This is a genomic window from Streptomyces sp. CB01201, assembly GCF_002803085.1.
Classification (GTDB): domain Bacteria; phylum Actinomycetota; class Actinomycetes; order Streptomycetales; family Streptomycetaceae; genus Streptomyces; species Streptomyces hundungensis.
Map to the genome: position 1 here is coordinate 284141 of NZ_NNBJ01000002.1, position 20747 is coordinate 304887.

Below are 20747 nucleotides of genomic sequence, written 5' to 3' on the forward strand. Positions count from 1 at the left end.
CTTCGGAGGCGGCCGGTCGCCGTGTGCTCGTGCCTGCTCCGGTCAACGCCCTCCGGTCGGCCTGCTCCGGTCACCCGCGATGTGCCGAAGTCCCTTCGGACGTCACCGGCACGGCGAGGGGGCCCGCCGGAGCGATCAGATCCGGCGAGACGGCCTTGGCGCTGCCCCGCCCGGTCAGCGTCAGCGCCAGGTCGAACTCGGCCAGCAGGCAACGCAGTACGTGGTGCACGCCGCGGCGCCCGCCGAGCGCCAGGCCGTACTGGTAGGGCCTGCCGTACAGGACGGCGTCGGCGCCGAGGGCCAGTGCCTTGACGACGTCGCTGCCGGTGCGCACGCCGGAGTCCATCAGCACGGGGACGGCGTCCCCGACGGCGGCTCGCACCGCGGGCAGGCAGTCGAGGGCGGCCGTCGTGCCGTCGAGCTGACGTCCGCCGTGGTTGGAGACGATGATCCCGTCCGCGCCGTGGGCCAGTGCGAAGCGGGCGTCGTCCGGGTGCAGGATGCCCTTGACGAGGATGGGCAGATCGGTCAGTTCGCGCAGCCAGGGGAGCCGCTCCCAGGTGAGGGACGGGTTGCCCGAGATGCTGGCCCAGTGTCCGACGACCTCCGCGGTGCCGGCACCGGGGGGCAGTGCCGCCCGGAACACGGGGTCGCTGGTGAAGTTGGCCAGGCCCGTGCCGTTCACGAACGGCAGAAACCCGTGGTCGAGGTCCGCCGGCCGGAAGCCGAAGGCGGGATTGTCGACGGTGAGGACCAGCGCCGAGTAGCCGCTCGCCTCGGCCCGGCGGACCAGGGACGTGGCCAGGACGTCGTCCGAGGGCCAGTAGAGCTGGAACCAGCGAGGCCCCGGGCCCGCGGCGGCCGCGACCTCCTCCAGACTGTGCGAGGAGAAGGACGACAGGACGAAGGGCAGGCCCGCGTCGGCCGCGCCGCGCACGGCGGCGAGTTCGCCCTCGGGGTGGACGACGGTCTGGGCTGAGACCGGCGCCAGCAGGACGGGGGCGGGCAGTCGCCGGCCCAGGAGGGGAACCGAGAGGTCGCGGCGTGTGACGCCGCGCAGCACTCTCGGCACCAGTCGCCACCGGTCGAAGGCCTCGCGGTTGGCGCGCCCGGTCGCCCCGGTTCCGGCGTTGCCGGCCACGTACCCGTACGCGGCCGGCGACAGTGCCTTGCGGGCTTCCTCTTCCAACCCCAGCAGACTGGTGGTGAGTTGATCCGCGCGCGCGTCGGGGCCCGCCAGGTAGATCTCGCGCACCAGGTCGGCCGGGACGCCCGCGGTGTGTGCCGCCAGGTCGTCGTGGATGTACCGGGTGAGCAGCTTCGCCACCTCGTCGACGCGTTCCGTCAGTGCGAAGTGGCCTCCGGAGTGGATCTCCACGGAGGGCCCGGCCGTGGTGTGGCGGGTCCAGCCCCGTACCTGTTCGAGGTTGTTCTTCGGGTCCTCGGAGGCGAGCAGCACGGTCAGAGGGGTCGTGAGGGTGGTGTCCTCGGAGCACCGGTAGTGGCGCAGCAGACGATGGTCCGCGCGCAGCATGCGCAGGATCTCGTCGAGGAAGTCTCTTTCCTGGAGCAGGATTTCGGGCACACCGCCCAGCGTGCGAAGGCCGTGCACGAGCACCTCGTCACCGCTCGCGTCGAGGTCGATCTCTTCCCAGTCCTGCGACGGCGGTCGGGCTGCGGAGACGAACAGCCTCGCCACGGTGCCGCGTTGTTCCAGGAGGCGAGCCGTCTCGAAGGCCGCGAGAGCGCCCATGCTGTGCCCGAGGAGGAACAACGGGCGGTCACCGTACGGGGCAAGGGCATCTGCCACTCCCGCAGCCAGCGCGGCGATGTCGGCGGCGAAGGGTTCGGACCCGCGGTCCTCCCGGCCGGGATACTGCACGGCGAGCAGCTCCACGTCCTCGGGCAGCGCACCCGACAGGCCGGTGAAGGCGTGCGCCGTGCCGGCCCCGTGCGGGAAGCACACCAGACGGGCGGAGCTGTGCCGCTTGCGGTGGAAGACCCGTATCCAGCGCTCCTCGTCGCCCCCTGCCGGGGCGGACGACGAGGTGGCGTTGCGCTCGGTCATGAGGTGGAGGTTCCGTTCTCGGTCATGGTGGTCAGCCGGTCGAGCAGACGGCCCAGACGCTCCCGTACGTCGTCGCGCTCGGCACCCACGAGGGTCCGTTCGGTGAACGCGGCCTCGAAGCCGGCGAGACCTTGCAGCAGTGGCGACGGAGCGCCGGAGTCCTGGGGTGGCGTCAGTTCCTCGGCCATGTACTCGGCGAGTTCGCGCGGGGTCGGCCAGTCGAAGATGAACGTCGCCGGCAACCGGAGGCCGGTGGCGGCCGTGAGCCGGTTGCGAAACTCCACCGTGGCCAGCGAGTCCACGCCCATGTGGTCGAAGGCGACGTCCGGGTCGAGGGCGGCGGCGGACGCGTGGCCGAGCACCGCTGCGAGTTCTTCGACCAGCCGCCCGAGGAGCACGTCCTCGTCGCTACCCGAGGACTCGGTGTCCTGTGCGTAGGGCGTCGCGTAATCGTCCGGGTTCTTGGCGGACCGCTCCGGTCCACTGGGCAACAGGGATTCCAGGAGTGGCGGCAGGGTGCCGTCGCGATGCCGGGCGGCCAGGGCGTCGACGTCCCAGCGCCCGGCCACGGCCACCGGCCGGTTGCGGCGGACCGCCGCGTCGAAGAAGGCCAGGCCCTGGTCGACGGACATCAGCAGGATGCCGAGCCGGGCCATCCGGGCGACTTGGGCGTCGGTGAGGGTGCTGCCCATGCCGCCCGCCACGTCCCACTGGCTCCACACGATGGACACGCCGAGCCTGCCCATGGCGTGCCGTTGCTCCATCAGCCCTTCCAAGAACGCGTTCGCGGCGGCGTAGGCGCCCTGCCCGGCGGAGTTCAACGTGCTTGCCACGGAGGAGAAGACGACGAAGGCGGACAGGTCCAGGTCCGCGGTCAGTTCGTGCAGGTTGAGCGCCGCGTCGACCTTCGGGCGCAACGTCAGTTCGAAGCCGTCGGCGGTCAGATCGGTCAGGATTCCGCCTTCGAGCACCCCCGCTGCGTGGACGAGGCCGCCGATCCGCACGCCCTCACGGGCGAGTGCGTTGAGTGCGGCGGCCAGCGCGTCGCGATCGGCGGCGTCGCAGGCCACCGTGCGGATATCGGCGCCCAGGTCGCGCATCTCCGTGATGGCCCGTTCCGCGTCGGGTCCGGGGGCGCCGCGGCCCATGAGCACCAACTGCCGCACGCCGTGCCGCTCCACCAGGTGCCGGGCGGTGATCCGGCCGAGCCAGCCGAGACCACCGGTGATCAGCACCGCCCGCGTGGTGTCCCAGGCCGTGGCGGAGGCTGGCAGAGCGAAGTCTGCCTTGCCGGTGAGCCGGGCATCGAGGGCGGGCCGGTACGTGACGCCGCCGCGCAGCGCGAGCTCCGGCTCGCCGGTGGCCAGGGCCGCGGCGAGGGACTCGCGCGATGCGGTGGTGCCGTCCTCGTCGAGCAGCACGAAGCGGTCCGGGTGCTCGGCCTGGGCGGAGCGCAGCAGGCCCCATACGGCGCGGTGCGCGGGCTGCGGGGCGGGCTGGTGCTCACCGTCGACGGCGACGGCTCCGCGCGTGGTGACCACGAGGCGGGTGCCCGTCAACTGTTCGCTCTCCAGCACGAAGTGGACCGTGCTCAGGACTTCGTTGAGCACCGCCCTCACGGCTTCCGCCGGGTCGCCCGTGGGAGCCGGGCAGGACATCAGGATCGTCCGGGGAGCGGGTGCTCCCGCAGCGAGAGTCGCGGCGAGGGAGCCACGGCCGTACTGGCTGTCGTCCGGCCCGAACTCCACCCAGCGCTCGGCAGGTGCGGTGGCGGGCAGCTCGGGGAGTGGCGTCCAGTGCGGGAGGAACAGGCCGTCGGAGGCGTCCTCGTCGCCGGGTCCGGCATCCGCCGCCGGAACCGGCCGCAGCGCGAGCGAGCCGATCGAGGCCACCTGCCTGCCGTCGGGGCCGGTGAGGGTGACGGACACCGTGTCTGCCCCGATGGGGGTCAGACGGACCCGGGCCCGGCCGACGCCGACGGCATGGACGCGCACGTCGGCCCAGACGGAGGGGAGCATGCCCTCGGATCCCTCGGATCCCTCGGATCCCTCGGATCCCTCGGAGCCGTCGGCCGCCAGCGGATGCAGCACGGCGTCCAGGAGCGCGGGATGCAGCGAGTGCGTGCCGGGCTCGATCCCGTCGGGCAGCGCCACATCGGCGTACCGCTCCGTGCCGTGCCGCCACACCGCCCGGACGCCGCGGAAGGCCGGCCCGTAGCGCAGTCCCCCGGCCGCCAGGGCGGCGTAGAGGTCCTCGGTCCGTGCGTCCACCGGGACGGCGTCCTCGGGCAGGCCGCCCCGCGAGCCGGTGTGCGCGCCCGGCTCTTGCCGGGAGACGGAGCCGTGGGCGTGGCGGGTCCATGCGGAGGGGCCGGCGACGTCCGAGCGGCGGGCGTGCACGGTGACGGCCCGGCTGCCTTCGGTGTCGGGCCCGGTGAGGAACACCCGCAGTTCGACCTCCGCGCCCTCCGGTACGGCCAGGGGCGCTTCCAGGGCGAGTTCCTCGACCAGGTCGCAGCCCACGGCACGGGCGGCGCTCACCACCAGGTCGAGCAGGGCGGCGCCGGGCAGCAGCACCCGGCCCGCGACCTGGTGGTCGGATAGCCAGGGGAGTGCGGTGTGCGAGATCCGTCCGGTGAACAGGACGCCTTCGGGCTCCGGGACGTCGGCCACGGCGGTGAGCACCGGGTGGTCGAACGGGGTCAGTCCGGCAGCGCGCACGTCACCGGTCCGTTCGGGCAGATCGAGCCAGTAGCGGCGGCGCTGGAAGGGGTACGTCGGCAGCGCCACGCGGCGGGCGCCCCGGCCCTCGAACACGGCGGCCCAGTCGACGTCGGCGCCCACGGCGTGCAGCCGGGCCACCGCGGTCAGCGCGGCGCTGGCTTCCGGCTGTTGGCGGCGCTGGGCCGGGATCAGCTCCGGCGCGGGCCCGTCGGTGAGGCAGTCCGCGGCCATCGCGGTGAGGTCGCCCGCCGGGCCCACCTCCAGGAACCGGTCGCACCCGAGTCCGGCGAGCGCCTGGACGCCGTCCTGGAAGCGGACCGTTTCGGCGGCGTGCCGCACCCAGTACTCCGGATCCGCGAACGCGTCCGGCTGCGCCGGCTGCCCCGTCAGGTCCGAGACCACCGTGAGCTTCGGCCGCCGGAAGGTCAGGCCCTTGACGGCCGAGCGCAGCTCATCGAGAGCCGGCTTCATGAGGGGGGAGTGGAAGGCGTGGCTGACCTTCAGCCACGTGGCCTTGCCGCCGGAGCTCTCGAACTCGGCTATCAGGACACTGAGTTCGTCCCGGTCGCCCGAGAGGACCGTGGCTGCAGGACCGTTCACGGCGGCGAGCGAGATCCGGTCCGTGCGGCCGGCTATCAGGGCGGTGGCCGTGTCCTCGTCCGTACGCAGCGCCACCATGGCGCCGCCCTCCGGAAGGCGCTGCATGATCCGCCCACGGACCACAGCCAGCTCGGCCGCGTCCGCGAGGGAGAGCACGCCCGCGGCGTGCACCGCGGCGAGCGCCCCGACGGAGTGCCCGATCACGGCGTCGGGCGTAATCCCCCAGGACTCGAAGAGACGGAACAGGGCGACTTCGTAGGCGAAGAGCGCGGGCTGGGTGTATTCGGTGCGGTGCAGCAGTGCGGCCTCGACGGAACCTTCGGCGGCGAAGACGACCTCGCGCAACGGGCGATCGAGACGCCGGTCGAGTTCGAGGCAGGCCGCATCGAAGGCGGCCGCGAACGCCGGGAAGGTGCGATACAGCTCCTGGCCCATGCCGGAACGCTGGGCGCCCTGGCCGGCGAAGAGGAAGGCATGGCGTCCCTCGGCGGCGATCCCCCGTACGGCTGCGGTGGTGCCGGAGTCCTCCGCGATGCTGCGCAGACCGTCGAGCAGGCTCTCGCGCCCCTCCGGGAGGAGGACCGCGCGGTGGGTGAGGTGACCGCGGGTGGTGGCGAGGGAGAAGCCCAGGTCGAGGACGCCCACCGAAGTGGCGGGCTCCGCGGTCAGCAGGTCGAGCACGCGGGCCGCCTGGGCGCGAAGTGCGGCTGAGCCGCGTGCCGACAGGGCGACCGGTACGACGGGCAGCGGCGCCGTCGCCGCTTCGGCGGACGGCGCCGTCGCCGCTTCGGCGGCGGGCTCGGGGGCCTGCTCCAGAATGACGTGGGCGTTGCTGCCGCTGATGCCGAACGAGGACACCGCCGCTCGCCGCGGACGCCCGTACGTGGGCCACTGCTTGGCCTCGGTCAGCAGCTCCAACGTCCCCCGGGACCAGTCCACATGGGGCGTGGCCTCATCCGCGTGCAAGGTCTTGGGCAGCAGGCCGTTCTGCAGTGCCATCGTCATCTTGATGACGCCGCCGACCCCGGCGGCGCTCTGGGTGTGGCCGATGTTGGACTTGAGGGAGCCGAGGTACAGAGGGCGGTCCGCCGGGCGGTCCGTGCCGTAGGCGGCGAGGAGCGCGCTCGCCTCGATGGGATCGCCGAGCGCGGTGCCGGTGCCGTGCGCCTCGACGGCGTCGACCTCGGCGGGGGAGATGCCGGCGGCGGCGAGGGCCTGCTGGATGACGAGTTCCTGAGCGTGCCCGCTGGGCGCGGTCAGGCCGTTGCTGTCGCCGCTCTGGTTCATCGCGGAGCCCCTGATCACGGCCAGCACGGGGTGGCCCAGGCGACGGGCGTCCTCCAGCCGCTCCAGCAGGAGCAGTCCGGCGCCCTCCGACCAGCCGGTGCCGTCCGCGGCGGCGGCGAACGACCTGCAGCGCCCGTCGGAGGACAGCGCGCGCTGGCGGCTGAACTCCACGTACGGCATGGGCGTCGCCATGACCGTGGCGCCCCCGGCCAGGGCCAGGGTGCACTCGCCCCGGCGCAGCGCGGCGCTCGCCAGGTGCAGCGCCACCAGGGACGACGAGCAGGCCGTGTCCACGGTCAGCGCGGGCCCCGCGAACCCGAAGCTGTAGGAGAGCCGCCCGGAGGCCACACTGCCCGCGCTGCCGAGGCCCAGATAGCCCTCGTACTCGGCCGGTGCGGGCGAGAGGCGGGAGGCGTAGTCGTCGTACATGGTGCCCACGAAGACGCCGGTGCGGCTGCCGCGCAGCGCCGCCGGGTCGAGTCCGGCGGTCTCGAAGGCCTCCCACGCCGTTTCGAGGAGCAGCCGCTGCTGCGGGTCCATCGCGTGTGCCTCACGCGGCGAGATCCCGAAGAGCTCGGCGTCGAACTCGCCCGCGTCGTGAAGGAATCCCCCCTCCTTGACGTACGACGTCCCGGGCTGCTCCGGGTCCGGGTCGTACAGGGCGGAGAGGTCCCAGCCACGGTCGGTGGGGAACGGGCCGATGGCGTCGACCTCGTCGTTGACCAGGTGCCACAGGTCCTGCGGGGACGAGACACCGCCGGGGTAGCGGCAGGCCATGCCGACGATGGCGATCGGCCCGTGCTCGCGCTCGGCCTGCCGCGCGGCCGACGCCCGCAGTTGCTCGTTGTCCTTCAACGCGGTCCGCAGCGCGTCGACGACTTGCTCGTGGGACGTGGCCGTCATCGTGTCTCTCCATCGCTTCCGTGCCGGGCCTGATCAATGAGGCCTGTGCCCAGTGCCAGGCGGACCAGTTCATCGGTGGTCATCGTGTCCAGGACGTTGTCCTCGCCCGGCCCTTCGGCGCCGCCCGAGTCATCGGCACCGGTGTCCTCGGCGGCGTCCGCCTCGTCGGTCAGAGCATGGATGAGGCGGTCGGCGAGGGCGCCGGGGCTGGGGTGGTCGAAGACGATTGTCGGCGGCAGCCGTACACCCGTCACCGAGCCGAGGCGGTTGCGCAGTTCGAGGGAGGTCAGGGAGTCGAAGCCCAGGTCCTGGAAGCGGCTGCTCGCCGCGACCCGGTCCTGGGTGGCATGGCCGAGAACGGCCGCCACCTCGGCCCGTACGGCTTCGAGGACGATGTGGCGCCGTTCGTGGGGAGCGGCTTCGGCCAGGCGGCCGCGCAGCGCGGCCGCCGGGTCCGCGGCGAACTGCGCACTCGCTGCCGTCCGCGGGGCGGCCGGGGCGAGGGCCCGCAGGACGGGCGGAGCCGACTCCGCGTCGAGTCCGCTCAGGTCGAGCCGGGCGGGCACCAGGACGGGTGCGGCGTCCGCGATGGCGGCGTCGAACAGGGCGAAACCCTCGTCGACGGGCAACGCGGCCACACCGGAGCGCGCCAGGCGCCGCAGGTCCGCGGCGCCGAGGTCGCTGCCCAGACCGCCCCCGGAGGCCGCCTCGGCCCCCTCGGCCTCGTCGGCCCACAGTCCCCATGCCAGCGACACGGCGGGCAGCCCTTCGGCGCGGCGCCGGTGGGCCAAGGCGTCGAGGAAGGCGTTGCCCGCCGCGTAGTTGCCCTGGCCCGCGGTGCCGAGCAGCCCCGCGAGGGAGGAGAACAGAACGAAGGCGGACAGGTTCAGATGCCGGGTCAGTTCGTGGAGGTGGACGGCGCCGTCGGCCTTGGGCCGCAGGACCGCGTCCAGGCGCTCGGGGGTGAGTTGCTCGACGACGGTGTCGTCGAGTACGCCCGCCGCGTGCACCACCGCGGTGGGCGGCTGCGCGAGCCCGTCCAGAACGGTGGCCAACGCGTCACGGTCGGCGGCGTCGCAGGCGGCGACGGTGACCCGGACGCCCTTCGACTCAAGGCGGCCGACGAACTCCGCAGCGCCGGGGGTGCCCGTTCCGCGCCGCCCGGTGAGCACCAGCTGCCGGACGCCGTACCGCTCGGTCAGATGCCGGGCCGTCAAGCGGCCCAGAGAGCCGAGACCGCCGGTGATCAGGACGCGGCTGTGCCGGTCGAAGGGGATGGCGCCGGTGGGATGCGGCGTGTGTGCGCCAAGGCGTGGCACCAGGAACGTGCCCTTGCGGATGGCGAGTTGAGGTTCGTCCGACGCCGCGGCGGCTACGAGGCCGCGGACGGACTCCGGCCGGCCGTCGGTGTCGATCAGGGCGAATCGCCCCGGGTGCTCCGACTGGGCGGCACGGACCAGGCCCCACACCGCGGCGCGTGCCGGGTCCGGGTGCTCGCCCTCGGCCGTGACGACCGCGTCCCGGGTGAGCACGGCGAGCCGGCTCGCGGAGAACCGCTCGTCGGCCAGCCAGCGCTGCACGACACCGAGGACGTCCTGGGTGTTCGTCCCGGTGGGCCCACCGGGTTCGGTGGGCCCACCGGGGGAGAGGGCCGTGCGGGGTGCCGCAGGCCCAGTGGCTCCGCCCGTACCGCCAAAGGCGGCGGGCGCGCCGGTCGCAGCGGGTCCGCTGTGTGCGGCGGACCCACCGAGTGTGAGGACGACGACCGCGGGGACTTCCCCGCCGTCGTCGAGGGAGCGGCTCAACTCGTCGAGACGCGCGTGGGCGCGCACGGTCACCCCGCCCACCCGGACGGCGTCGCGAAGCTCGTCGCCGTCGGGGCCGACCACGGCCCACGGAGCCGTCGGGGCGGCGGTGTCGAGCGTTCGGCCGGACCAGTGCAGGGCGAACAGCGAGGCGGCGTCGGCCGGGCCTCCCGTGGACGGGGTCAGCTCGCGCAGTGCGAGCTCGTCGCAACCCAGCAGCGGCACCCCGCTCCCGTCGGTGACGAGCAGGGCGTAGGTGTCGCCTTCGCCTCGCCGTAGGCGCACGCGCAGCGGTCCGCTGACGGCGGCGCCGCCGTGCAGCGTCAGGCCGCTCCACGCGAAGGGCACGAGGAGTCGCGGGTCGTCCCCGGCGCCACCGAGCAGGGCGTGCAGGGCGGCGTCCAGGGCGGCCGGGTGCGGCAGAAAACCTTCGCCGCTCGCCTCCTCGGGCGGCAGGACCTCCGCGTACAGATCCGCTCCGTGGCGCCACAGGGCGCGCAGTCCCTGGAAGGCGGTCCCGTAGCGGTAACCCCGCTCCGCCAGGCGGGAGTACAGGCCGTCGAGCGGGACCGGGGACGCCTCCTTGGGCGGCCACGAGGAGAGGTGCGCCGGTTCGGCGGCGATCGCGGCCCCCAGAGTGCCGGTCGCGTGCCGGGTCCACTCGCCGGTCGGCCCGGTGCCGGGACGGGAGTAGAGCGTGAGGGAGCGGCTGCCGTCGCCGGCCGGGGCGTCGACCATGAGCTGGACCGCGCAGGTCTGTTCCAGCGTCAGGGGCTGTTCCAGGACGAGGTCGGCCACGTGGCCCGCACTGGTGCGCCGCGCGGCGTGCAGCGCGAGCTCCGCGACGCCTGCGCCGGGCAGCGTCACGGCACCGGCGACGGCGTGGTCCAGGAGCCAGGGCTGGGCCTGTACGTCGAGGGACCCGGTGAACAACAAGCCGCGTCCGCCTGCCAGTTCGACACCTTCGTCGAGCACCGGGTGGGTGCGTTCGGCTACGTGGGCCGCGGGTGTGGCCGACGTGCTCAGCCAGTACCGCTCGCGCTGGTAGGGGTAGGTGGGCAGGGGCACGGTGCGGCCGCCGCGGAAGAAGCCGCTCCAGTCGACCTCGACGCCGTCCGCGTAGCTCCGCGCCAGCGCGGTCATGAAGGTGCGCACTTCGTCGCGGCCCCGGCGCAGCAGTGGCGTCACGGTGATGCCGTCGCCCTCGGCGGCCGGCACGAGGGCGCTGAGGGCGGCGTCCGGGCCGAGTTCGACGAAGCGGGTGATGCCGTCTTGTTGGAGGGTGTGGAGTCCGTCGGCGAAGCGGACGGTGGTGCGGAGTTGTTGGACCCAGTATTCGGGGTTGGTGAGTTGTTCGGTGGTGGCGGTGTGTCCGGTGATGTTGGAGATGAGGGGTATGCGTGGGGGTGTGTAGGTGAGGGTGTTGGCGATGGTGCGGAAGTCGTTGAGGATGCCGTCCATGTGGTGGGAGTGGAAGGCGTGGCTGACGTTGAGGTTGGTGGTTTTGCGGCCTTTGTTTTTCCAGGTGGTGGCGAGTTCGGTGGTGGCGTCGGTGTCGCCGGTGATGACGGTGTTGGTGGGTCCGTTGATGGCGGCGAGGTCGAGGCGTCCGGTGTAGGGGGTGAGGGTGTGGCGGATTTCTTCTTCGGTTGCTTCGATGGCGGTCATGGTGCCGGTGGTGGGGGCGGTTTGCATGAGGCGGCCGCGGTGGGCGACGAGGGTGCAGGCGTCGGTGAGGTTGAGGATGCCTGCTGCGTGGGCGGCGGCGATTTCGCCGATGGAGTGGCCGAGGAGTTGGTCGGGGGTGATGCCGTGGTGTTCGAGGAGTCGGAAGAGGGCGATTTCCACGGCGAACAGGGCGGGTTGGGTGTATTGGGTCTCGTTGAGCAGTGCGGCTTGTGGGCTGTCCGGGTCCGGCGCGAAGACGATGTCTTTGAGGGGGGTGGGCAGGTGTTGGTCGAAGTGGGTGCAGATCTCGTCGAACGCGGCGGCGAACGCGGGCTCGCTCTCGTACAGTTCACGGCCCATGCCGTGCCGCTGGCTGCCCTGACCGGTGAACAGGAACGCGGTACGGCCCGGTGCCGCCGCGCTGCCGGTCACCACGTGCGGCGCGTGCTCGTCGCGCCGCAGTGCGTCCAGTCCGGCGAGCAGTTCGGAGCGGTCCGCTGCGAGGACCACGGCCCGGTCCGGGAGGGCGGAGCGGGATGCGGCCAGGGAGCGGCCGATGTCGAGGTCCGGCCGGCCGAGGGCGGTGGCGTCACCGGACCCGTCCGGGCCGGCAGCAAGGGGACGCAACTGCGCGGCCTGGGCACGCAGCGCCTGCGGGCCGCGCGCGGAGATCACCCAAGGCAGCAGGCCGGGGAGACCGCTCTCTTCGGGAGCGGCCGGAAGCTCCGGCGCCTGCTCCAGGACGACATGGGCGTTGGTGCCGCTGACACCGAACGACGACACACCCCCACGCCGCGGCCTGTCGCCCGAAGGCCAGGGCCTGGCCTCCGTCAGGAGCTCCACCGCACCCTCGTCCCAGTCGACATGTGAGGTGGGCTTGTCCAGGTGCAGGGTGCGCGGCAGGGTGCCGTGCCGCATGGCGAGCACCATCTTGATGATGCCGCCGACCCCGGCCGCGGCCTGGGAGTGTCCGATGTTGGACTTCAACGAGCCCAGGTACAGCGGTTGTTCGGCATCGCGGTCCTGCCCGTAGGTGGCGAGGATGGCCTGGGCCTCGATGGGGTCGCCGAGGCGGGTGCCGGTGCCGTGTGCTTCGACGGCGTCGACGTCCGCGGGGGAGAGCCCGGCGTGTGCCAGGGCGTCGAGGATGACCCGTTCCTGAGCCGGACCGCTGGGCGCCGTGAGCCCGTTGCTGGCGCCGTCCTGGTTGATCGCCGAGCCGCGGATGACCGCCAGGACCTCGTGGCCGTTGCGGCGTGCGTCGGAGAGCCGTTCCAGGAGCAGCACGCCCACGCCCTCGGCCCAGCCCGTGCCGTCCGCGGAGTCGGAGAACGCCTTGCAGCGGCCGTCCGCGGCGAGGCCGCGCTGGCGGCTGAACTCGATGAACGTGTTGGGCGCCGACATGACCGTGACGCCGCCGGCCAGAGCCAGCTCGCACTCACCGTTGCGCAGCGCCTGTGCGGCCAGATGAGTGGCCACGAGGGACGAGGAGCACGCCGTGTCCACCGTGATCGCGGGGCCCTTGAGGCCCAGCGTGTACGAGACGCGGCCGGAGACCACGCTCGGTGAGTTGCCCGTGAATCCGTACGCCTCCACGCTCTGCGGGGTGGCGGGAAGCCGCGAGGCGTAGTCGCTGTACATGACGCCGCAGAACACGCCGGTGCGGCTGCCGTGCAGGGCCGTGGGCGCGATGCCCGCGCTTTCCACGGCCTCCCAGCTGGTCTCCAGCAGGAGCCGTTGCTGCGGGTCCATTCCCGCGGCCTCGCGGGGGCTGATGCCGAAGAACCCGGCGTCGAAGCGGTCCGCGTCGTAGAGGAATCCGCCGTGCCGTGTGTACGACTTCCCCGGCTTGTCGGGGTCCGGGTCGTAGAGGTTCTCGACGTCCCAGCCGCGGTTCTCCGGGAAGGGGCCGATGGCGTCGGTGCCGTCGGCGACGAGCCGCCACAGGTCGTCCGGGGTACGCACGTCGCCCGGGTAGCGGCAGGCCATTCCCACGATCACGACGGGGTCGTCCACCAGCGCGGGGGTGAGTGCCGCCGCTCCCCGAGGCGCGTGCTGCTCGGCGGCGGCCACCGGGCCGAGCTGCGCCATGAGGTGATCGGTGAGGGCCGCCGGGGTGGGGTGGTCGAAGACCACCGTGGCGGACAGCTTCAGTCCCGTGGCCGCGCCGAGACGGCCGCGCAGTTCCAGGCCGGTCAGGGAGTCGAGGCCGAGGTCGCGGAAGGCCGTGTCGGCGGCGAGGCCCGAGGCGTCCGGCAGCGCGAGGACGGTGGACACCGTCATGCGGATCAACTCCGCCACAGCCCGCCGGCGTTCGGCCTCCGGAAGCCCGGAAGTTCGCGCCGCCCAGGAGTCGGTGCCGCCCGCGGCGGTCGTGGCGAGGGCTCGGCGCCGGGCGGGGGAGGCGAGCGAGCGCAGCAGCGTGGGCATGGTCGCGGCAGGGGCACGCAGCGCGGCCGGGTCCAGTTCGACCGGGACGAGCAGCGGTTCGCCCGTGGCCAGAGCCGCGTCGAACAGCGCTGTGCCGCGCTCCGCGGTCAGCGGCAGGATGCCGTTGCGGCCCCACCGGGCGACGTCCGCGTCGGAGAGTTCCGCGGCCATGCCGCCCGCCGCGGGGTCCCACAGTCCCCAGGCGAGCGACGTCGCGGGAAGCCCGTGGGCCCTGCGGTGCTGGGCCAGTGCGTCGACATGGGCGTTGGCTGCGGCGTAGGCGCCCTGGCCGGGGTTGCCGAGGAGTCCCGCGATCGAGGAGAACACCACGAACGCGGCCAACGGCAGGCCCGCGGTGAGCTCGTGCAGGTGTCGGGCGCCGTCCGCCTTGGCGCCGAGCGCCCGGTCGACGGCGTCGGGGCCGAGATTGTCCAGGGTGGCGTCGGCCAGAACGCCCGCGGTGTGCACCACCGCGGTCAGCGGGTGCGCCGGCGGTACGGCGGCCAGCACCTCGGCAAGGCGTTCGCGGTCGGTGACATCACAGGCCACGACCGTGGTCGTGGCGCCCAACTCTGACAGTTGTGCGACCAGTTCGGGCGCCCGGCCGCTACGGCTGCACAGCAGCAGGTGCCGTACGCCGTGCCGGCCGGCCAGGTGCCGGGCCATGAGGCCACCCAGACCGCCGGTGCCGCCGGTGATCAGGACGGTGCCCTCCGGGTCGAGCGCGGCCACGGGGTGCTGCCGGCCCGGGATGCGGGTGAGTCGAGGCTCCGACAAGACGCCGTTGCGCAGGACCAGTTGGCGGGCGCCCGTGGCGGCGTAGGCGGCCGCCGTGGCCACATGGGCGAGACCGTCGCCGTCCGTGTCCAGGAGCGCGAAGCGGCCCGGGTGCTCGCTCGCTGCCGTGCGCAGCAGCCCGTGGACGGCGGCGGCGGGCAGATCGTGGACGTCCTCGCCGTCCACGGCGGCGACCGCCGACCGGGTGAGGAGCAGGAAGGTCGTCGACTGCAGACGCACGTCGGCGAGGCAGCGTCGCACGACGGCGAGCATCTCGCGGACGGCGGCGCGGGTCGCCGACACGTCATGGCGGCGTTCGTCCGGGGTGTGGCAGGGCAGCACCAGGACATCGGGGACCGGTTCACCGGCGGAGAGTGCCTTGTCCAGGACATCGAGGTCCTGATACGGAACGGCGGTGAGCCCCGCGACGGGCGCGCCGAGTACGGCCCAGGGGCCGGTGCGGCGGGCGTCGGCGGCGGGCTCCGCGGCTCGCACCGGCTGCCAGGCCAGGCGGTGCAGCCCGTCGGGGGCCCCGCTGCCCGTGACGATCCGGTCGGCCGGCACCCTGCGCAGTGTCAGGGAGCCGACGGACAGCACGGGCTGCCCGGCCGGGTCGGTGGCGGTCAGGGCGACACCGTCTCCCTCGCCGCGGGCCAGGCGCACCCGCAGCCGGGTGGCCCCCGAGGCGTGCAGGGTGACGCCGTCGTACGAGAACGGGAGGCGCAGGTCGGTGGCGTCCTCGTCGCCCGGGGGCAGCAGTCCGATCAGGAGCGCGTGCTGTGCCGCGTCCAGGAGCGCGGGATGGATGCCGTACTCGGCGGCCTCCCCGTGCAGTTCCTCGGGCAGTGCCACCTCCGCGTACAGGTCCGTGCCCGACTGCCAGACGGCTCGCAGCCCTTGGAAGGCCAGGCCGTAGGCATAGCCGAGATCGGCCAGACCCTCGTACAGGTCCTCGTGCTTGAGCGGGGAGGCGCCTGGCGGGGGCCAGGCCCCCTGGTCGGCGGCCGCCCGGGCGCCGGTCGGGACGAGGACGCCGGAGGCGTGCCGAGTCCACTCGCCCTCGTCGCGGGCCTCGTGGGACGTCGGGGCCTGGCGGCGCGAGTGCACGGCGACGGAGCATTCCCCCGCCGCGTCGGCGGCGCCCACGGTGATCTGGATCCGGATGCCCTCGTCCGGCAGCAACAAGGGTTCTTCCAGGACCAGTTCACGCAGCCCACCGAGCCCGGCGCGGTCGCCCGCGGCGACGGCCAGCTCCACGACGGCCGCTCCGGGCAGCAGAGCGGACCCTCCGATCACGTGCTGGGCGAGCCAGGGATGCGTGTGCGGCGAGAGCCGCCCGGCGAGCAACAGCCCGTAGCCCGCGGCAAGGCTTGTCAGGCTGCCGAGCAGCGGGTGGCCCGCGGGCGTGAGACCGAGGCCCGCGGCGTCCCCCGCCGGGACGGGGGTGTCCAGCCAGTAGCGTCGCCGCTGGAAGGCGTAGGTGGGAAGTACGGTCCGCCGGGCCCCGGGGAACAGCAACTCCGGGTCCAGGGTGAAGCCGTGCAGTGCGAGCTGCGCGAGGGCCGTGGTGAAGGTGTGCGCCTCGGACCGGTCGGGTCGTAGGACGGCGATCGGCTGCGGTCCGTCCTCGCCCAGGCAGTCCCGGGCCATGGCCGTGAGGACGGGAGCCGGGCCCAGCTCCACGTACGTGGTGATGCCGTCTTGTTGGAGGGTGTGGAGTCCGTCGGCGAAGCGGACGGTGGTGCGGAGTTGTTGGACCCAGTATTCGGGGTCGGTGAGTTGTTCGGTGGTGGCGGTGTGTCCGGTGATGTTGGAGATGAGGGGTATGCGTGGGGGTGTGTAGGTGAGGGTGTTGGCGATGGTGCGGAAGTCGTTGAGGATGCCGTCCATGTGGTGGGAGTGGAAGGCGTGGCTGACGTTGAGGTTGGTGGTTTTGCGGCCTTTGTTTTTCCAGGTGGTGGCGAGTTCGGTGGTGGCGTCGGTGTCGCCGGTGATGACGGTGTTGGTGGGTCCGTTGATGGCGGCGAGGTCGAGGCGTCCGGTGTAGGGGGTGAGGGTGTGGCGGATTTCTTCTTCGGTTGCTTCGATGGCGGTCATGGTGCCGGTGGTGGGGGCGGTTTGCATGAGGCGGCCGCGGTGGGCGACGAGGGTGCAGGCGTCGGTGAGGTTGAGGATGCCTGCTGCGTGGGCGGCGGCGATTTCGCCGATGGAGTGGCCGAGGAGTTGGTCGGGGGTGATGCCGTGGTGTTCGAGGAGTCGGAAGAGGGCGATTTCCACGGCGAACAGGGCGGGTTGGGTGTATTGGGTCTCGTTGAGCAGTGCGGCTTGTGGGCTGTCCGGGTCCGGCGCGAAGACGATGTCTTTGAGGGGGGTGGGCAGGTGTTGGTCGAAGTGGGTGCAGATCTCGTCGAACGCGGCGGCGAACGCGGGCTCGCTCTCGTACAGTTCACGGCCCATGCCGGGCCGCTGGCTGCCCTGACCGGTGAACAGGAACGCGGTACGGCGCTTCCCCGGCGCGGCCTGCGGGCCCCGCGTCACGGCGGCGGAGGGCGTGCCGTCGGCGAGCGCGGCCAGGCCGTCGAGGAAGCCCTCGCGGTCCCGGGCGACCAGGGCAGCGGTGTGGGCGAAGCGCGCGGGCGCGCTCGCGAGCGTCAGGCCGATATCGGCCGCCGGAAGCCGCGGATCCGCGTTGACGAAGGCGCGCAGACGCTCGGCCTGCCCGCGCAGCGCCTCCTCAGTGCGGCCGGAGAGCAGCCACGGCCTCGGCGTGCCGTCCCCGGCGGGTGCCGGATCGGTGGCGGGCTCCTGCGGCGCCTGCTCCAGGACGACATGGGCGTTGGTGCCGCTGATCCCGAACGAGGACACCCCGGCCCGGCGCGGGCGGCCGGTATCGGGCCAGGGCCGCGCCTCGGTCAGCAGGTGGACCGCGCCGTCGCTCCAGTCGACATGTGAGGTGGGCTTGTCCAGGTGCAGGGTGCGCGGCAGGGTGCCGTGCCGCATGGCGAGCACCATCTTGATGATGCCGCCGACCCCGGCCGCGGCCTGGGAGTGTCCGATGTTGGACTTCAACGAGCCGAGGTACAGCGGTTGTTCGGCATCGCGGTCCTGCCCGTAGGTGGCGAGGATGGCCTGGGCCTCGATGGGGTCGCCGAGGCGGGTGCCGGTGCCGTGTGCTTCGACGGCGTCGACGTCCGCGGGGGAGAGCCCGGCGTGTGCCAGGGCGTCGAGGATGACCCGTTCCTGAGCCGGACCGCTGGGCGCGGCGAGCCCGTTGCTGGCGCCGTCCTGGTTGATCGCCGAGCCGCGGATGACCGCCAGGACCTCGTGGCCGTTGCGGCGTGCGTCGGAGAGCCGTTCCAGGAGCAGCACGCCCACGCCCTCGGCCCAGCCCGTGCCGTCCGCGGAGTCGGAGAACGCCTTGCAGCGGCCGTCCGCGGCGAGGCCGCGCTGACGGCTGAACTCGATGAACATGCCGGGACTCGACATCACCGTCACGCCGCCCGCCACGGCGAGTTCGCAGTCACCCGCGCGCAGGGCCTGCGCGGCCAGATGCAGGGACACCAGGGAGGACGAGCAGGCGGTGTCCACGGTGACGGCGGGGCCGCGCAGGCCGAAGGTGTACGCGACGCGGCCCGAGAGGACGCTGCTGAAGTTGCCGGTGAGCACGTATCCGCCGGCCTTGTCGTCCGCCTCGTGCAGCCGCGGCCCGTAGTCCTGCGCGAGCGCGCCGAGGTAGACCCCGGTGGTGCTGTCGCGCAGTGCGGCCGGATCGACCCCGGCCCGCTCCAGGGCCTCCCACACGGACTCCAGGACCAGACGCTGCTGCGGGTCCATGCCGAGGGCCTCGCGCGGGCTGATGCCGAAGAACTCGGCGTCGAACTCGTCCGCGTCGTGCAGGAATCCGCCCTGACGGGTGTAGGAGTGACCGGCGCGGTCCGGGTCGCCGTCGAAGAGCGAGTCGAGGGACCAGCCCCGGTTGGCGGGGAAGCCGGAGATCGCGTCCTTCTCGTCGAGGACGAGCTGGAACAGCTCCTCCGGTGAGGTCACATCGCCCGGGAAGCGGCAGGCCATGGAGACGATGGCGATGGGCTCGTCCGCATCGCCGCGCCGCCGTGTCGCGGTCGTCGTCGTGGTGGCGGTGCCGTTGAGCTGCGCGGCGAGGTGCCGGGCGAGCCGCTCCGGGGAGGGGTGGTCGAAGAGCAGCGTCAATGGGAGCCGCAGACCGGTGGTGTCGACCAGACGGTTGCGCAGCTCGACGGCGCGCACGGAGTCGAGGCCGAGGTCCCGGAACGCTCCCGTGCCGTCGAGTTCGGCGTCCGCGTCGAGTCCCATGACCGCGGCGGTCTCGGCACGGACCAGGTCCAGGAGGAGGTCCGCGTCCGCCGCCCCGCCATCGCCGGCCATCTCTGGTGGGACCCCGGCCGTTGCCTCGCCGCCCGTCCGGGGTTCGTGCGCCGGAGGCCGGTGTGCCGGCAGTTCGGTGAGCGAGGCGTCCGGACCGAACGCGGGCCGCCAGTCCACCGTGGCGCCGCTGGTGTGCAGGCGCGCCAGGGAGGTGAGGAACCGGACGGTTCCGGGCTTGTTGCGGCGCAGCGACTCCACGACGACCGCGTCCGACTCCAGGTCGTCCAGGGTCTGCTGGAGCGCCATGGTCATGACGGGGTGCGGGCTGACCTCGATGAAGGCCTGGTGATCGGATTCGAGCGCGCGCACGGAGGCCTCGAACCGCACCGTGCCGCGCAGGTTGGAGAACCAGTAGGAGGCATCCAGGGCGGTGGTGTCGAGGAAGTCGCCGGTGACGGTCGAGTGGAACGGCACGCTCGACGTGCGGGGCCGGATCGGCGCGAGCCCGGTGAGCATTTCCTCGCGCAGTTCCTCGATGTGCGGGGAGTGGGCAGCGAGGTCCACGGGAATCCGCTTGGCCGTCACGCCCTCGGCGGGGAGCTCTTCGAGCAGGCGGTCGATGACGTCGCGGTCACCGGAGAGGACCACCGACCGCGGCCCGTTGACCGCGGCGACGGCGATCCGCTCCCCCCACGGGGCTAGCCTCGCCTCCAGGGACTCCAACGGCGCCGATACGGAGATCATCCCGCCCCGGCCCGCGAGCCGGGCCTGCGCCTTGCTCCACAGGGACACCACCCTGGCCCCGTCCGCCAGGGACAGGCCACCGGCCACGACGGCCGCGGAGATCTCGCCGTTGCTGTGCCCGAGCACGGCGGCGGGCCGCACCCCGAAGGACTTCCACAACGCGGCCAGGGCGACCATCACCGCGAACAGGGCGGGTTGGACGACGTCGTCACGGTCGAGGGACGCGGCGCCGGGTGCGCCGCGCAGCACGTCCTCCAGGGACCAGTCGATGTAGGGGGCGAGCGCTCGGGCGCTCTCGTCGATGGACTCCCGGAACACGTCGGAGTCGTCGAGGAGCCCGGCCGCCATACCGATCCACTGGGAGCCCTGGCCGGGGAAGACGAAGACGGCCCGGTCCCGCACCCCGGCGCTGCCGGTGACCCGGTCGGCGCCACGGTCGCCGCGGGCGAACGCGCCCAGTTCATCGACGAGTTGCCGGTCGCTGTCGGCCCATACGACGGTCCGGTGCCGCGCGAAGGCGGGGTCGCAGGAGGCGTGCGAGGCGGCGAGGGAGAGGGCGAAGTCGCGCAGGGCGGGCCGGTTCTCCCGGTGGTGGGCGATCAGGTGCCGCGCCCGTGCCCGTACGTCGTCCTGGGCGGTCCCGGAGACGAGCACGGGGACCGTAGCGGTGCGGAAGCCGGGCAGGCGGGTGGCGCGGTCCGCTTCCGCGGAGCCCGCGACCGCCCCCTCCACGCTGATGCGGCACCCCGCACCGGTCAGGCTCGGCGCGGGCCGGCCGCGCCCGGCGGACACCACGGCCCGGTGCAGGTCGGCTACGCCGGACGCCGGACCCGTGCCGTCCTGCGCACCGTCCGGTCCGTCCGGTCCGTCCGCAGAGTCGGCGCCATCGACGTGCAGCACCGCTCGTACGCGGTCGCCGTCGGCTCTGGCCCGGGTGAGCGTCTTGAGCACCAGGACGATGCCGACGGCGTCGTCGGGGTGCTCGGCCCCGGCCGCGAGCGCCACGTCGGTGTGGCCACCGGCCAGGCTCCGCGAGGCCAGGAGCACGGCTCGCAGCGTGGAGGCGGGGCCGGTGGTGACGGTCGGGGCGAGCCCGCGCAGGCCTACGGCGCGGTCCCCGTCCGGGACACCGAGGAACAGAGCCTGCTCGCCGCCCCGCAGCTCACCCGGTGCGACGCCCGCGGCCTTCAGCGCCTCCCGGCCGAGTGCGAGCAGCACCCGCCCGCGCCCCACCGGCAGGTCCCCGGGCCCCTGCGGGTTCGGTGCGCCCGGAAGGCGGCAGGACATGCCGATGACAGCGAGGGCCACTCCGTGGGACCCGGTATCGGTGCTCATGCGGTCGGCAGACACGTGTTCTCGCTCCAGATCTAGGAGTTGCCACGCGGCGGGCGGCGGGCG

At 73.3% G+C, this 20747-nt stretch carries 2 protein-coding genes and 2 pseudogenes; all 4 read right to left on the bottom strand.

The window, feature by feature from the left end:
- Window positions 1–70 precede the first annotated feature (70 nt).
- On the bottom strand, window positions 71–2068 hold the full coding sequence (locus CG740_RS05995) for an alpha/beta fold hydrolase (RefSeq protein WP_100573889.1): 1998 nt from the start codon (window positions 2066–2068) through the stop codon (window positions 71–73).
- Window positions 2065–7545, bottom strand: a pseudogene (locus tag CG740_RS06000) (type I polyketide synthase); the annotation flags it as partial. The gene CG740_RS05995 and the pseudogene CG740_RS06000, both read right to left, overlap by 4 nt.
- Window positions 7537–7581 (bottom strand): annotated as a pseudogene (locus CG740_RS41835) (hypothetical protein); the annotation flags it as partial. The pseudogenes CG740_RS06000 and CG740_RS41835, both read right to left, overlap by 9 nt.
- The gene (locus CG740_RS40775) at window positions 7578–20684 is read right to left on the bottom strand and encodes a type I polyketide synthase (protein ID WP_100573891.1); all 13107 of its coding nucleotides are present in this window, start codon (window positions 20682–20684) and stop codon (window positions 7578–7580) included. The pseudogene CG740_RS41835 and the gene CG740_RS40775, both read right to left, overlap by 4 nt.
- Window positions 20685–20747 lie beyond the last annotated feature (63 nt).